The following is a 14,666-nucleotide window of genomic DNA, read 5'->3' on the forward strand; positions in this document are numbered from 1 at the left end:
AAAATGCCTGGTCTGATAGCAAAGGAATCAATTGACGAAGTTGCGGAAAAAACTGATATTGTCAGTCTTGTTTCCGAGTACGTTCCTCTTGAGCAGCGCGGCTCGAACTGGTGGGGTTGCTGTCCTTTTCATAATGAAAAAACTCCTTCATTCAGCGTTTCTCAGGACAAAAAATTTTACCATTGCTTTGGCTGCGGAGCTTCAGGAAATGTCTTTGATTTTGTAAAGGAGATGGAAAAAATCTCTTTTGTTGAATCTGTGGAGTTTCTTGCAAAAAAGGCAGGAGTTCAGCTTTCGTATTCAAGCGGCTCTGCAAAAAATGTTGATTCTTCAGCTTCAAAAATCAAGGACGAGTATAAAAATTTGTATACAAGAGTCGCCGGAATGTTTCACTATATGCTCATGGAAACTCCAGCCGGAAAATTTGCCCTTGACTACATTTTAAAGCGCGGACTTTCGCAGGAAACTCTTGAAAAATTCAAAATTGGCTACAGCCCTTCAGACCGAAGATGGCTAAAGCAGTTTCTTATGAAAAAAAATTATTCCGAGGATTTTTTGAACAATTCCGGGCTTTTTAGCAAAAATTATCCAGACTGCGCTTTTTTTTCCGACAGGCTGATGTTTCCGATTTTTGACAAGGACGGAGATGTTGTCGCTATGGGTGGACGTTTTTTACGCGGCGATGCTCAAAAGTCTCCAAAATATCTTAATTCCGGCGATTTGATTCAGTATAAAAAAGGAAGCACTCTTTACGCATTCAATTTTGCGAAATCTTCAATACGTGAAAAACGCAAAGTAATATTTTGCGAAGGATACATGGACTGCATTGCTTATCATCAGTGCGGAATCACCTGGGCGGTCGCTCCTTTGGGAACATCTCTTACCGACGAGCAAATTTCACTTGTAAAGCATTTTGTTGAAGAAATTTATCTTTCCTTTGATTCTGACGGGGCGGGGCAAAAAGCTACAAGGCGCGCAATTCTCATGTGCAGAAAGCAAGGCGTTGCTGTAAAAGTAATAAGGCTTTCCGGCGGAAAAGATCCTGCTGAAATTATGCTGAATTTCGGGGCTGAATACTTGACGAATGAAGTCAATAATGCTATATTTGATTCTGATTATCTGTTATCTAAACTGCAAGAACTCTATCCTAAAGATACCCCTATGGGCAAGTCTAAAGCGTCGTTAGATTTTTTTGAGTACATAGATTCTTTGCAGTCGGATGTTCAGAAAGATGCCTGTCTGGATCAGTTGTGCCAGACATACGGTATAGAAAAGGAGGCTGCTCGAAGGGATTATTTCAACCGGGACAAAGTTTCATACCGTTTTAGAAATGCAAGTACGGAGCAGAAAAATCCGGCGGATTCTGAAAAAATAAAAGTAACCGCTGAACTGCAAGCTGTTATGACAGCCGTAACTGAAGATGTCAGTCTTTTCCAAAAAATGTGCGAATGTGTTTCTGTTGATGATTTATCGGACAGTTATTCCAAGCAACTTTTTGCTGTTATGCAAGAGTGCCAGAAAAACGGCTCTTTTTCAGTAAGCAATATACTTAACCGGATAGATCATGAAAATTTCAGAAAGCTTATAATTGAAAACATAAGCAAAAATGCTGGGCGAATTCAAGAATCTGCCGAAAGTTGTATAAATTACTTGAAAAGAAATGCTTGCAAGCGAAAAAAAATGTCTCTTATGGAAAAAATTTCCTCTTTGTCGAGGAGCATTTTGCCGGAAGACAAGGCGCTTTTAGCGGAACTTACAAAACAGAAAATGGAACTTGATTTCCAAATTGAAAATTTGAAGGATTAATCAATGGCTAGAAAGTCACCTGAAAAAAAATCTGAAACAGTTAAAAAAGAAAAAAAATCGCTTGAATCAAAATCAGAAAAAAACAAAAAAAATGCGGATTTGATCGAATTTGATGAATCGGAAGAAGCTGAAGAAAATGAATCTGTTCAGGATGAAAATTCAGAAGAAGATGAAGAGGCTTCGGATTCTGAGCAGGATTCAGAGGAAGTTCTTGATCCGAATGTAAAAAAACTTTTGGATTATGCATGCAGCAAGCAGATTATTTCATGGGACGAAATCACTGAAATTTTAACGCCTGAATTTGTGAATTCTCCAAAAATGGAGGAAGTTCTTCAACTTCTTACAAAAAACAATATTCAGGTTATGGAAGAGGACAATCTTCTGGACGATGAAGAGGAGGAAGATGAGGACGACGAGGATTCTCTTTCTGATTCCGAAGATGATTCTAAGTTTGACGAAAAGCACCGTCTTGTTTCAAATGACAAGGAATCTGGAATTGATGATCCAATCAGGCTTTATCTGCGTGAAATTGGAAAGGAAAATCTTCTTACGGCAGAGCAGGAAGTCATTCTTTCAAAGCAGATGGAAGACGGTCAGAACATAATAAAAAATGTCATAAGAAATTCCGGCATGATTATTCCTGAATTTTACCAGATTTGCCACACAATTTATAAAAAAATAGATCCGCATGAGCCGGGAAAAGCCAGAAAAGAAATTAACGAGCTTATGGCTGAACGCCGCCGCTTGAGAAGCTGCTATGTTGAATATGTAAAGCCAATCCGCGAGCAAATGGCGGAATACATGGCGTTGAAAAAACAGCTTCATTCCGAAGATCCTACAATAAATATTTTTTCTGATGAAAATTTGAAGCGTGTTAGGGATTTTATAAAAGAATCGCTTTTAAACGCAGATCTTCAGACTGAAGAAATTGAAACTTTCAGCGCGAAATTTATCACGGCTTCGAAAAAAATTGACGAGTACCACTTGATTCAAGAGCGCCGCATGAAAAAACTGCGGATCACGGATGCTGTCGGGCTTCGTTCAATTGGCCGCCGTCTTGCAATCAGAACTGAATCCGCAAAACTTGAAAAAGAACTTGCGATGTCTGCTGACGAAATCCGTTCTGACTATACTGAAATTCAGAAAATTGACAGAAAACTCCGAGAGCTTGAATACGATTTTGAAAATTCCGTTGATGAAATTCTTGAAATGAAAAAGGAAATCGAGCGCGGAAGACTGCAGCTTGAACAGGCAAAAAACCGGCTTATAAATGCAAACCTTCGTCTTGTTGTTTCAATTGCAAAAAAATACACAAACCGCGGACTTCAGCTTTTTGACTTGATTCAGGAAGGGAACATCGGTCTTATAAAGGCTGTTGAAAAATTTGAATACCGCAAAGGCTATAAATTTTCAACTTATGCGACTTGGTGGATTCGTCAGGCGATTACAAGATCAATTTCAGATCAGGCAAGAACAATCCGTGTTCCGGTTCACATGATTGAGCAGATAAACAAAGTTGTCCGTGAAAGCCGCCAGCTTATGCAGAAATATGGAAGAGAGCCGACTGATGAAGAAATTGCAGCGCAGCTTTCTTGGCCACTTGCGCGCGTAAAGCAAGTTAAAAATGTTGCCAGAGAGCCGATTTCCCTTGAAACTCCGATTGGCGAGGAAGAAGATTCGTCTTTGGGAGATTTTATTGAAGACAAGGAAATTGAAAATCCGGCTAACCAGACTGCGTACACATTGCTTCAGGAGCAGCTTCGTTCTGTTTTAAGCACATTGCCGCAGCGCGAGCAGGAAGTTTTGAAAATGAGGTTCGGACTTGATGACGGATATTCTCTTACACTTGAAGAAGTCGGACTTTATTTCAATGTAACAAGGGAAAGAATCCGCCAGATTGAAGCGAAGGCTTTGCGAAGGCTTAGACATCCGCGCCGTTCAAGCGGTCTTAGGGACTACATTGATTCTTAAAAGAAATCGTGTAGACATAAAAGCCGAAATTGTGTAAAATATTGCACCTATATATAGAATTTACAAGAGGTTGCCATCTATGCAAATGACAGAAGAATTGGAAAGATTGAAAAACTTGCAGGACGTTCTTGCTGAAAAATATGAAATTGAAGCGAAAGTCGAGGAATTGCCGAAAACTCTTGATGGCAGCACGGAAAGCCTTGACCGTTTCAAGAGAGAATATATCGAAAAAAATAAGCTTTACGAAGAGAAAAAAGATATTGTCGCCCGTTTAAGAGTTGAACTTGATGAGGCCCAGAGAAAGCGTGAAGAAGGCGAAAAGGGAATGGATGCGATTTCTACGCACCGTGAATATGAAATTCTTGAAAAGCAGATTTCAGAAGCGCAGGCTTTGGAAGATTCAAAACGTAAAGAGCTTCAGCGTGAAGAAAAAAGCATGGCAGAGCTTAACGATTTGCTTAAGAGTGAAGAAGATTTGATTGCTTCAACAGAAAAAGATGTAAATGAATCCCGCGAAAATCTTGACAAGGAAATTGCCGCTTGCAATGAAAAGCTTGAGGCGTTGAAAGCAAAAGAAGCGGAAATGTCAGAAGGCATCGATTCAGAAACAATTATGAAGTTTCAGAGAATCATCAAAAGAAACCGCAAGGGAATTGTCGCTGTAAAGGGAAAAGTTTGCGATGGCTGCCACATGATTTTGCCGGCGCAGTTTGCAAATGAAGTTCACCATGGAGAAAAAATTCTTTTCTGTCCTTATTGCAGCAGAATTCTTTTTTACGAAGAAGCCGCTGATTTGGATGAAAACTATGTTTCAATCCATGATGACAGTTCTGCTGATGACATGGATGAAGATCTTCTTGAGGATGAGGATCTTATTGATATTGAGGGCGATGATTCAGAAGATTCAGATTCTTCTATTAAATCCCTTGATTATGAAAATTAAAAAATAAGGATATGTTGACCGCGCTAAAAGAGATGATGATTTCTTTTTAGTGAGGTAAAGTCCGGGCTCCTCCGGAAAAGATGCCGGGCAATAACCGGGCGGAAAAGAAAAACTGCTGGTTTTCAGTAAAGTTTCTTTACCGACAGAAAGTGCTACAGAAAATTACCGCCTGTAATGGGTAAGGGTGAAAAGGCAGGGTAAGAGCCTACCGCGTTTTTGGCAACAGAAACGGCATAAGTAAACCTCATCAGGAGCAAAATCATATAGCAGTTTGGTTTTCCGGCCTTATGCTGCGGGTAGATTGCTGGAAGTGCCGGGCAACTGGCATTGCAGATAGATGGTCAACACGTTTTTTATAAAGCGTTCCAGAACCCGGCTTATCATATCCTTTTTATTTTTGTTTGCATCAGTTTTTCTGAAAGCAGACTTTATTTTGTTTATTGCATTTTTCGGGTGGGGAAAATGAAAGCTAGATACGGTTTAGACTTATTCTATCATAAAAGGAAAACCTTTGTTATTAAGTTTATAATCGCGTCTTTTGCAATTGTTTTTGTAACATTATTTTCTTTTGTTTTTATAAAATTTATCGGAAACAAATTTTTTAAGCTTGATTCAGTTGATTCAATGTATAAAAACTGGTCGCTTCATACGGAAGATGGCTATAAATCTGTTTACAATTCCGCTTCAAAAATTCTTGATGAAAATCCTTATCATAATGCCGCTCTTGCTTTTTTAGGCTACAGTTCATTCATGCTTGCGGAATCAGAAACTGACAATATAAAGTCTCAGGAGCTTTTGGACAAATCGATTTTCAGCCTTAGAAAAGCTATGCACGGATGTAAAAAAGACACGCTTCCGCAGATTCAGTATATGCTTGGCCGCGCGTATTTTTATAAGAACAAAGTTTCAGCTTACCATTATTACGCTGACTTAGTTGTAAAATATCTTTCGCTTGCGGTTTCAAATGGATACAAATCAGCTGACATTCCGCTTTTGCTTGGTTTAAGCTATGCGTCTCTTGGCGAAACTGACGAAAGCATTGCGGCTTTTACAGAGGCGCTTCTTGTGCGTGAAACTGACACGCTTTTGTTCAACATTGCAAAGCAGTATTGCAATAACGGGCAGGAATCTGTTGCAAAGCAGTATCTTGTCCGCGTTATGGAAACAAGCCAGAATGAAGAGCTTTTGGACGACAGCCATATTCTTCTTGGGCAGATATATACAAGTGAAGGTAATTTTTCGGATGCGGAAAAAGAATTTAATTCAATTCTTGAAAAAAATCAAAATTCTGCTGACGCGCATTACGGACTTGGTGTATTATATGAGAAAAAAGGCGACAATATAAAAGCTCGGTCTGAATGGCGAAAATGCCTGAAAATTCAGTTCAACCATAAAGGCGCGCTGAAAAAAATGTCAGAGCTATAAGAATTTGAATTTTACAGAAAAGCTTGGAGGAGGAAAAATGAGCTTTCTTGATAATTTTACAACTGATATAGGAATCGATTTGGGGACTTGCAATACATTGATTTATGTCCGCGGACAGGGAATTGTTATTGACGAGCCTTCTGTTGTGGCAGTTGAAAAGGGAACTGGAAGAATTGAAGCTGTTGGTGTTGAGGCAAAAAGAATGCTTTGGAAAACACCTGGAAACATTGTCGCTATAAGACCTTTGGCGGACGGTGTTATTTCAGACAGCGATTCAACTGAAAAAATGCTGAAATATTTTATTTCAAAAGTAATTCCGCGCCATAATCTTTTTAAATCTATAAGAATGAAAATTGGAATTCCTTCTTGCATTACTCAGGTTCAACAGGACGCTGTAATGGCTGCCGCTTTGAAGGCCGGAGCAAAAGAAGTAAAGCTGATTGAAGAAAGTCTTGCCGCTGCTATTGGCGCTGAAATTCCGATTTACGAGCCGGCCGGACACATGGTTTGCGATATTGGCGGCGGAACTACAGAAGTTTCAGTTATTTCTTTGGGCGGAATGGTTGTTACAAGCTCAATTAGAATCGGCGGAAATGCTTTTGACGAGGCGATTATAAAGCACATTCGTTCTGTTCACAACTTGATAATTGGACAGCAGACTGCGGAACGTCTTAAAATTGAAATTGGAAACGCGATTGCAGAAAAAAATATCGATGATGACAAAATCCGCAAAATGGAAATCCGCGGCGGAGACGCGATTACTGGTCTTCCGCGCCGTCTTGAAGTTGATTCTGTAGAAGTACGCGAAGCTTTGAAAGAGCCTGTTTCAAAAATCATTGAAGAAATAAAGAAAACTTTGGGACGCACTCCTCCTGAGCTTGCGGCTGATATTGTTGAGCGCGGAATTGTTATGTCTGGCGGCGGTTCAATGTTAAAAGGCCTTAAAGATTTGATAAAGAAAGAAACTGGCGTTCCTGTGTTCCTTGTAGAAAAGCCTCTTGAATGTGTTGCAAAAGGCGCGGGCGAAGCATTTGAATTGTTCAAGGATATGTCTACTCGTCGTTCAATTTATGAAAATCTGAATGACTAAAAACTTCGGGTTTGCTCATGGCGGGAAAATTTAAAGCTTCTATCCGCATAAAAACTGCGGAAATTCTTTTGGCATTTCTTGTTGTTTTCAGCGGAGTGCTTTTAGGTTTTTCTGGCGGCGGATTTGTTGTCAATTTTAATAAAGTTGGTTTTTCTGTAGTTTCTTTAATTCAGAAAGGAAGCAGCTCTGCGATAAATGTTGTAACTGGAATTGTTACGTCAATAAGAGATATTGCAGTTCTTCAAAAAGAATACAAGGAACTTTCGGAAAAACTGAAAGACTATGAATTCATGCAGCGCAACAATGTTGAAATCCGAAAGGAAAATGAACGCCTGCGTGAACAGCTTCAGTTTGCTTCTGAAATTGAATACAAAAATATTCCTGCCCAGATAATCGGACGTGATCCAGACAATCTTTATTCGGGAATTACAATAAACAAAGGCGCTAGAAGCGGAATAAAAAAAGGCTTTCCTGTTATTGCGATTCAAAGTGGAAATGTGGGCGTTGTAGGCAAAGTTGTTACAGCCGGTCTTGATACAAGCCTTGTAATGCCGGTTTATGATACAAAATGCAATATTTCCGCGCGGATTCAAAATACCCGTGATATTGGAATTGTTTCGGGAAACGGTTCTTATGGAAGCCCGTTGAATCTTCAGTATATACGGAAGAGAGTTTTTGACAGCCTGAATCATGGCGACATTGTTGTTACTAGCGGTGAAAATGGAAACTATGTCAAAGATATTCCGATTGGCCGCATTTCAAAAATCAAAATTCTTGATTACGATTCATCGCTTAGCATTGAGCTTGAGTCTGTAATAGATTTTTTGCGCTTGGAAAATGTGCTTGTTGTTGACCAGAAAAATTTAAATGACAAGCCGCCGCTTGCAAAAAACTAGCTTTATTGTTTGGAGAAAAAATGTTACGAGCTTTTTTTTCAAGTTCTGCCATTTTGCTTTTTGTTTCTGTTTTTGAAGCCGCAGTTCTTTCGAATATTGTTTTTCTTCCGGCGTTGCCAGATTTGTCTTTGATTTGCGTTTTGTTTTTTTCTATAAATAACGGAAAAATAATCGGGGAAACTACAGGTTTTGTTTCCGGCTTGTTCCTGGACTTTTTGAGCGCTTGTCCGCTTGGGCTGAACTGCCTTCTTAGATCTGTGCTTGGCTATTTGGGCGGAATTTTCAACAAGTCATTGAATACTGAAGGATTTTTTGTTCCGATTTTTCTTGGAATTTGCGCTACGATATTGAAAGTTCTTTTTGTTTATCTTATTTCCGTGTTTTTTCCTCTTATTGTCGCTTCGTATAAAATTTTTTCTTTCAGCTTTTTATTTGAAATTTTAATGAACGGATTTTTAAGTCCGTTTGTTTTTAAATTTTTGCGGCTGTTTAGAAATAGCGTTATTTTAAAACCGGAGAATATTTTTCAATGAGCGGAAAAAATCGTTTTGATTCAGCTTTTGAAGATTCAAAAAATAAAAGCTCGCTTAAAAAAAATTATAAAGCTTCATTTTTGCTCGGAATTATTTCAGTTTTTTTTGCTGTTTATGCGCTGAAACTTTTTAGCCTTCAGATTTTGGAAGGCGCGCAGTATCAAAACCGCTCTGTTAGAATTTCAAGAACTATAACAAAAATTGCGGCTCAGCGTGGAGAAATTTTTGACAGAAAGGCAAAATTGCCGATGGTTATCAATACAGATTCTTTCGCTGTCGATTTGATTCCTGGCGAAATTCCGCAGGGATATTTTGATACTGTTGCAACGAAGCTCGCCAAATTTCTTGGAATTTCCAAAGCGAATATTGACACAAAAATTCCGCCGCGTCTTAGAAAAAGTTTTTCGCCGATTGAAGTAAAAACAAACGTTCCTTTTGAAATTATTTCGAATATTGCAGAAAATCTAACTGACTTGCCTGGAGTTTCCTGGAGAAACAAGCCTGTCCGCTATTATGCTGAAACTGGTTCCATGAGCCATGTTTTAGGATACGTTGGCGATATTACAAATGAAGAGCTTAAGCTGATGTACAACAAAGGCTATACTTCAAATTCAATCGTCGGAAAAACTGGAATTGAAAGGCAGTATGACAGCTTGCTTCAGGGAAAAGAAGGAAGCATAAGCCGCACAGTTGATGTTCACGGACGAATCTTGAATGAAGATCCTGTTGTTGTTCCGCCTGTAAGTGGAAAAAATCTTGTCCTCACAATCGACACTGAAATTCAGACTTTGGCAGAAAAAGCGCTTGGAGAGCGGGTAGGGGCTGCGGTTGTTCTAAAGCCGGCTTCCGGGGAAATTCTTGCCATGGTTTCATATCCGTATTTTGATGCAAATATATTTTCAAAAGATGACGCTTCTGCTCAATATGCAAAACTTGCTGCGGACAAAAACAAGCCAATGCTGAACAGAGTTGTAAATGCTGAATATCCTCCGGCTTCAACTTTCAAAATCATTATGAGCACTGCGGTTCTTTCAGAAAAAGTTTTCCCTGCGGAAAAGAAAATAGAATGTCCTGGAAGAATTACTTACGGAGACAGAGTTTTCCGTTGCCATATCGGACTTCCTGGACATGGCTGGCTTGATTTAAAAAATGCGCTTGCCCAGAGCTGCGATGTTTATTTCTGGGTCATAGGAACTGATCATCTTGGAGTAGAGCGGATTGCAAGTTATTCTAAGGAATTTGGATTCGGTCAGAGCCTTGGAATTGATTTGCCTGCTCAAAGCAATGGTTTTGTTCCTACGCCGCAATGGAAAGAACGCCGTTACCACGAAAAATGGCTTGGCGGCGACACAATGAATATGTCAATCGGGCAGGGCTATACTCTTGCAACGCCTCTTCATGTTGCGAATATGATGGCGATGGTTTGCAACAGCGGAAAAATTTACAAGCCGCATTTGCTAAAAGAAATTCGGGATTCTGCAAATGATTCAGTTCAGGAAATAAAGCCTGAAGTAATGCATGAGTCAACTGTAGCTTCTGAAGTTTGGAAAGAAATTCAAAGAAATTTGCGTTACACAATTTCAGACGGAACAGCAGTTTATCCGATGCACAATACTTCTGTTCAGATTGCGGGAAAAACTGGAACTGCGGAAGTTAATGGCGTTGGAAAAAATCACTGGCATTCTTGGATGGTTGCCTATGCGCCTTTTGATGCTCCGCCTGAAGAGCAAGTTGTTGTCGCGGTTTTAGTTGAAGCCGTAAACACTTGGGAATGGTGGGCGCCTTATGCCACAAATATAATAATTCAGGGAATTTTCAATAATCAGACTTTTGAAGAATCTGTGGATGCCTTGAAATTCCGTTATTTGCTGAACAGACAAAGAGCAGCCGGAGGAAGACGCGAATGAAAATCAGATTTTTTAGTTCAATTGACTATATTCTTCTTTTGTGCGTTCTGTTTTTAATAACTATAGGAATTGCGTTTATTTATTCTTCTGGAATAAATTCTGAAGGCGTTCTTGTTTCAAATGAATACATAAAGCAGATTATCTGGTTTTGCATCGGATTTTCTGTGATGACTATAATGGCTTTGCTGGACTACAGAAGATTGGAACGGTATTCCCATTACTTTTTTATTTTCATGGCGGGAATTCTTGTATACACAAGATTTTTTGGAAGATATGTAAATGGAGCTAGAAGCTGGCTTGGAATTGGGGATTTGGGAATTCAGCCTTCCGAGCTTATGAAGATTGCATTTATACTTTTTTTAGCGCGTTTCCTTGACAAGTCGTCTGCAGAAAAGCCGATGAAGCGTTTTGCGCTTGCAATTTGCATTATGATGGTTCCAATGGGACTTATACTTCTTCAGCCTGACTTGGGAACTGCAAGTGTTTTTCTTCCTATCTTTCTTTTTATGTGCTTCATGGCTGATGTTCCTGTCCGCTATCTTATGATTGTTTTTCTGACAGGAATGTTTACCATTGTTTTTGCGGTTCTTCCAATTTGGGAAACTGAAATTTTACGGAAATCTGTTCCTGTTATTCATGTTCTTTCAAATATGAAACTTAGAATTCTTGTTTTTTCAGCTTCTCTTGGAATCTGTATAATTGGGATTTTGGGAAATATGTTTTTTAAGAAAAAATACTATTACTGGATTACGTATTTCTTTGGAATTTTTTCATGTTCAATTGCTGGTTCTTGGGCTTGCGGAAAAGTTTTGAAACCTTATCAAATTGCAAGGCTTATAGTTTTTATAGATCCAAACAGCGATCCTCGTGGAGCCGGCTGGAATATAATTCAGTCCAAAACTGCGATTGGAGCTGGAACTCTTTTTGGCCGCGGATTTATGCAGGGGTCTCAAAGCCATTTGCGTTTTCTCCCTCAGCAAAGCACTGACTTTATATTCAGCATTTTTTCAGAGGAAATGGGATTTGCAGGCGGAATTGTTTTATTCTTCGCGTTTTTTGCAATCCTGCTTCGAATTACGCACATAATAAGGCAGACTAATAATTCCTACAGCTGCTACATTGCTTCTGGAATTCTTGGAATGTTCTTTTTCCATTTTATTGTAAATGTTGGAATGGTTATGGGAATAATGCCAATCACGGGAATTCCGCTTCCGTTTCTTTCTTATGGCGGTTCAGCGCTTTTGACAAATATGCTTGCGATTGGTCTTTTGATGAGCATTAACAGCCGCCGTCTTGATTTTAAAACAACTTTATGAAAACTTCTGATTTAATTAATCCTCTGAAAATTTTTGGTTCTAAGCTGAATTCTGTTCAGTCGCCGTCGCGCTATGTTGGCGGAGAATTCGGAATCACCGTTAAGCCGCATTCCGAGCTGGACGAATATTTTAATTTTGCAGTTGCATTTCCTGATTTGTATGAAATTGCAATGTCAAATCTTGCTGTAAAAATTATTTATAACGGACTGAATCTTCTTCCCGATGTAAGATGCGAGCGCGTTTTTGCTCCAGATGTTGATTTTGAAAATCTTTTAAAAGAAAATAATGTGCCGCTTTACACAATTGAAACTGGAATTCCGTTGTTCAAAACAGACATGATTGGTTTTTCAATTGGCTACGAGCTTGGAATAACGGAAGTTTTGGCAATGCTTGATTCCGGCAAAGTTCATCTTCTTGCAAGCGAAAGAACTGAAGACGAGCCAATCGTCATTGCTGGCGGCTGCGGTGTTACAAATCCAGCTCCATTCAGCGATTTTTTTGATGCATTTTTTATAGGCGAAGCCGAGCCTGCGCTTTTTAACTTAGTTGAAGATTTGTCCAAGCTGAAAAAAAACGGCGCGTCAAGAAAAGATTTGATTGAATTTTTAGAATCAAAAAATTTTATTTGGACAAAGAAAAAGCACCTTGAAAAAAAAGTTGCAAGAAGAGTAGTGCAGTCTGATTTTGGTCTTGTTCCGTCTGTGCCTGGATGGTTTCCGCTTCCGTCCAGCAAGCCTGTTCAGGATCATGGCGTTGTTGAAATTATGCGCGGATGTCCAAATGGCTGCCGTTTTTGCCATGCCGGAATTTACTATCGGCCTATGCGCGTAAAAAACAAAAATTTAATAATTGAAGAAATTGACCATTTGGTTTTTGATGCGGGCTACAGAGAAGTCAGCCTAAATTCCTTGAGCAGCGCGGATTTTCCTGAAGTTTCAAATCTCCTTGATATTTTAAATGAACGCTACAAAGGTTTTAATGTTTCGTTTCAGCTTCCGTCGTTAAAAGTAAACTCGTTTTCACTTGATATTCTTGAAAAACTTTCAAAAATCAGAAAAAGCGGTCTTACATTCGCCGTTGAAACTCCAGAAGAAATGTGGCAGCTAAGCCTTAACAAGGAAGTTTATGCAAGCCACCTTGAAGAAATTATAAAGGAAGCAAAGAACCGCGGCTGGTCGAGCGCAAAGTTTTATTTTATGATAGGTCTTCCGCTTGGCGATTATTTTGAAGACAGAAATTGCGCGCCCGGAGCTGAAGGCAGTGAAGAAAAAGCTATAGTTGATTTTCTTCTTGAACTTCAGGCAAAAACAAAAATTCAGTGCAACGTGAATGTCGGTGTTTTTATTCCCAAGCCACATACTCCTTATGAGCGCGTGAAACAGATAAAGCCGGAAGTCGCAGAAGCAAAAATTGAATATATATTCAAAAGCCTTCCGCGTGGAAAATTCAAAATGGGACGGCACAATTACAATGCGACAATTCTTGAAGGACTTTTGAGCCGCGGAGATTTCAATGCTGGCAAAGTCATCTTGAATGCTTACAAAAAAGGCGTTCGCTTCGATGCTTGGGATGATTATCTGCGCAAAGATTTTCCTTTGTGGGAAGAAGCTTTTTCTGAAGTTGATTTTAATGTCAAAGACTGGATTTTTCACGACTGGAACGAAGATACGTTGCCTTGGAATTCTGTCAGCCTTGGTCCTGCGCAAGGCTTCTATAAAAAAGAATGGCAAAAATCCCTTGAACATAAACTTACTGAAAAATGCAGTACAGACTGCAACCATAAATGCGGCGTTTGCAACACAAAGGAAAAAGTAGAAGTATTTACACAACAAACCGTAGAATCTGCCTTAAAATGTATAAAAAATAATACAGTAAAAGCTCCTTTACAAATGCCTGAATGCAATATTCCTATTCTTTATAGAGTAATTTTCAATTTTACAAGAAAAAATGGCGGAGAATTTACTGCTTATTTGTCTCAAGTTGAAATTTTTCACAAAGCGGTTTTGCGCTCCGGGCTGAATTTTGTGTTTTCATCTGGTTTTAATCCGTTGCCGCGCTTGGAATTTGCCTCTGCAATGACTTTGGGAATTCCTTCTTTTGAAGAAACTGCGTCTTGCTTGCTTTATGAAAATATGGAAACTTCCGAGTTTGTTTCGAAAATGAATAAAGTTTTGCCTTCAAATTTGCAGATTACCGAAGCTTTTATTTTCCCTGTAACCAATATGCGAAAACGCGAATCCTTGAGCCAAGGACTTTGGGGCGGAATTTATAGGTACAGTTTTTATTTGCCGCCAGACGCTTTTTTTGAATCAGAGCAGTATAGGGAATTTCTTGAAAAAAATTCGGCTGCAAAAATTGAATCAATGGGAAAAAATGAATATCAAGCGATTTTGCCAGTCAGTGATAAAAATTTCCGCCTTGCAATTGAATCTTTTTATGAAAAAAAGTGGTATGAAATTGTCAGCATAGAAAAACTTCACACGCTTGCCAAAAATGAAATAAATGGCTGGACTGCGGAAGATGAAGAAATGTGGCGAAAAGATAATAAGAATTTTGTAAAGACAGATTCCTGCAAAACCGGGCAAAATCCAGTTTCGTATATGGAGCTTTATTCGCAGATTGCAAGAATAAACATTGATCTTATAAACAAACGGAAAGAACTGCAAATTGAACAGGAAGAATTTTTAAAGTCGCATCCTGATTTTTTCAAAGGAAAAGTGTAACGAAATGCGTAATAAAGAAGAGCGTTGAGGGAATTAATGATATATTTTAGTAGACA

The 14,666-nt window shown here is 39.0% G+C and carries 10 protein-coding genes and 1 other RNA gene; all 11 read left to right on the forward strand.

Features of this window, described 5'->3' with window-relative positions; translation table 11 throughout:
- The first annotated feature begins 3 nt into the window (after positions 1 to 3).
- The 11 genes from dnaG (at position 4) to Q0H92_RS09140 (ending at position 14,610) form a co-directional block, all read left to right on the forward strand.
- Entirely contained in the window at positions 4 to 1,806 is a 1,803-nt protein-coding gene (gene dnaG / locus Q0H92_RS09090; RefSeq protein ID WP_296014054.1) for a DNA primase, read from the forward strand.
- Between the two features lie 3 nt (positions 1,807 to 1,809).
- Positions 1,810 to 3,777, forward strand: coding sequence for an RNA polymerase sigma factor RpoD (gene rpoD, locus Q0H92_RS09095; protein ID WP_296014059.1), 1,968 nt, complete (start codon positions 1,810 to 1,812; stop codon positions 3,775 to 3,777).
- A gap of 79 nt (positions 3,778 to 3,856) precedes the next feature.
- A complete protein-coding gene (locus tag Q0H92_RS09100; protein WP_296014064.1) occupies positions 3,857 to 4,720 on the forward strand; it encodes a C4-type zinc ribbon domain-containing protein in 864 nt (287 codons plus the stop codon).
- A gap of 3 nt (positions 4,721 to 4,723) precedes the next feature.
- Positions 4,724 to 5,116, forward strand: an RNA gene (rnpB, locus tag Q0H92_RS09105) — RNase P RNA component class A.
- Between the two features lie 66 nt (positions 5,117 to 5,182).
- On the forward strand, positions 5,183 to 6,145 hold the full coding sequence (locus Q0H92_RS09110; protein ID WP_296014072.1) for a tetratricopeptide repeat protein: 963 nt from the start codon (positions 5,183 to 5,185) through the stop codon (positions 6,143 to 6,145).
- A 37-nt stretch (positions 6,146 to 6,182) separates the two neighbouring features.
- On the forward strand, positions 6,183 to 7,235 hold the full coding sequence (locus Q0H92_RS09115; protein ID WP_294016051.1) for a rod shape-determining protein: 1,053 nt from the start codon (positions 6,183 to 6,185) through the stop codon (positions 7,233 to 7,235).
- A 17-nt stretch (positions 7,236 to 7,252) separates the two neighbouring features.
- Positions 7,253 to 8,131, forward strand: a complete 879-nt coding sequence (gene mreC, locus Q0H92_RS09120) for a rod shape-determining protein MreC (protein WP_296014076.1) — start codon at positions 7,253 to 7,255, stop codon at positions 8,129 to 8,131.
- A 20-nt stretch (positions 8,132 to 8,151) separates the two neighbouring features.
- Positions 8,152 to 8,664, forward strand: a complete 513-nt coding sequence (mreD, locus tag Q0H92_RS09125; RefSeq protein WP_296014080.1) for a rod shape-determining protein MreD — start codon at positions 8,152 to 8,154, stop codon at positions 8,662 to 8,664.
- A complete protein-coding gene (gene mrdA / locus Q0H92_RS09130) occupies positions 8,661 to 10,571 on the forward strand; it encodes a penicillin-binding protein 2 (RefSeq protein ID WP_296014081.1) in 1,911 nt (636 codons plus the stop codon). The genes mreD and mrdA overlap by 4 nt, the downstream gene beginning before the upstream one ends.
- Complete coding sequence (gene rodA / locus Q0H92_RS09135; RefSeq protein ID WP_296014082.1) at positions 10,568 to 11,887, forward strand: rod shape-determining protein RodA; 1,320 nt, start codon at positions 10,568 to 10,570, stop codon at positions 11,885 to 11,887. Before mrdA ends, rodA begins: the two co-directional genes overlap by 4 nt.
- A complete protein-coding gene (locus tag Q0H92_RS09140) occupies positions 11,884 to 14,610 on the forward strand; it encodes a DUF2344 domain-containing protein (protein WP_296014084.1) in 2,727 nt (908 codons plus the stop codon). Before rodA ends, Q0H92_RS09140 begins: the two co-directional genes overlap by 4 nt.
- Positions 14,611 to 14,666: the final 56 nt, after the last annotated feature.

The organism is uncultured Treponema sp., from assembly GCF_934725225.1.
Taxonomy (GTDB): Bacteria; Spirochaetota; Spirochaetia; order Treponematales; family Treponemataceae; genus Treponema_D.

What these genes read in the sequence shown, in the direction of transcription:
- dnaG (WP_296014054.1), top strand. Translation starts at nt 4, where the DNA reads ATGCCTGGTCTGATAGCAAAGGAATCAATTGACGAAGTTGCGGAAAAA.
- rpoD (WP_296014059.1), top strand. Translation starts at nt 1,810, where the DNA reads ATGGCTAGAAAGTCACCTGAAAAAAAATCTGAAACAGTTAAAAAAGAA.
- Q0H92_RS09100 (WP_296014064.1), top strand. Translation starts at nt 3,857, where the DNA reads ATGCAAATGACAGAAGAATTGGAAAGATTGAAAAACTTGCAGGACGTT.
- Q0H92_RS09110 (WP_296014072.1), top strand. Translation starts at nt 5,183, where the DNA reads ATGAAAGCTAGATACGGTTTAGACTTATTCTATCATAAAAGGAAAACC.
- Q0H92_RS09115 (WP_294016051.1), top strand. Translation starts at nt 6,183, where the DNA reads ATGAGCTTTCTTGATAATTTTACAACTGATATAGGAATCGATTTGGGG.
- mreC (WP_296014076.1), top strand. Translation starts at nt 7,253, where the DNA reads ATGGCGGGAAAATTTAAAGCTTCTATCCGCATAAAAACTGCGGAAATT.
- mreD (WP_296014080.1), top strand. Translation starts at nt 8,152, where the DNA reads ATGTTACGAGCTTTTTTTTCAAGTTCTGCCATTTTGCTTTTTGTTTCT.
- mrdA (WP_296014081.1), top strand. Translation starts at nt 8,661, where the DNA reads ATGAGCGGAAAAAATCGTTTTGATTCAGCTTTTGAAGATTCAAAAAAT.
- rodA (WP_296014082.1), top strand. Translation starts at nt 10,568, where the DNA reads ATGAAAATCAGATTTTTTAGTTCAATTGACTATATTCTTCTTTTGTGC.
- Q0H92_RS09140 (WP_296014084.1), top strand. Translation starts at nt 11,884, where the DNA reads ATGAAAACTTCTGATTTAATTAATCCTCTGAAAATTTTTGGTTCTAAG.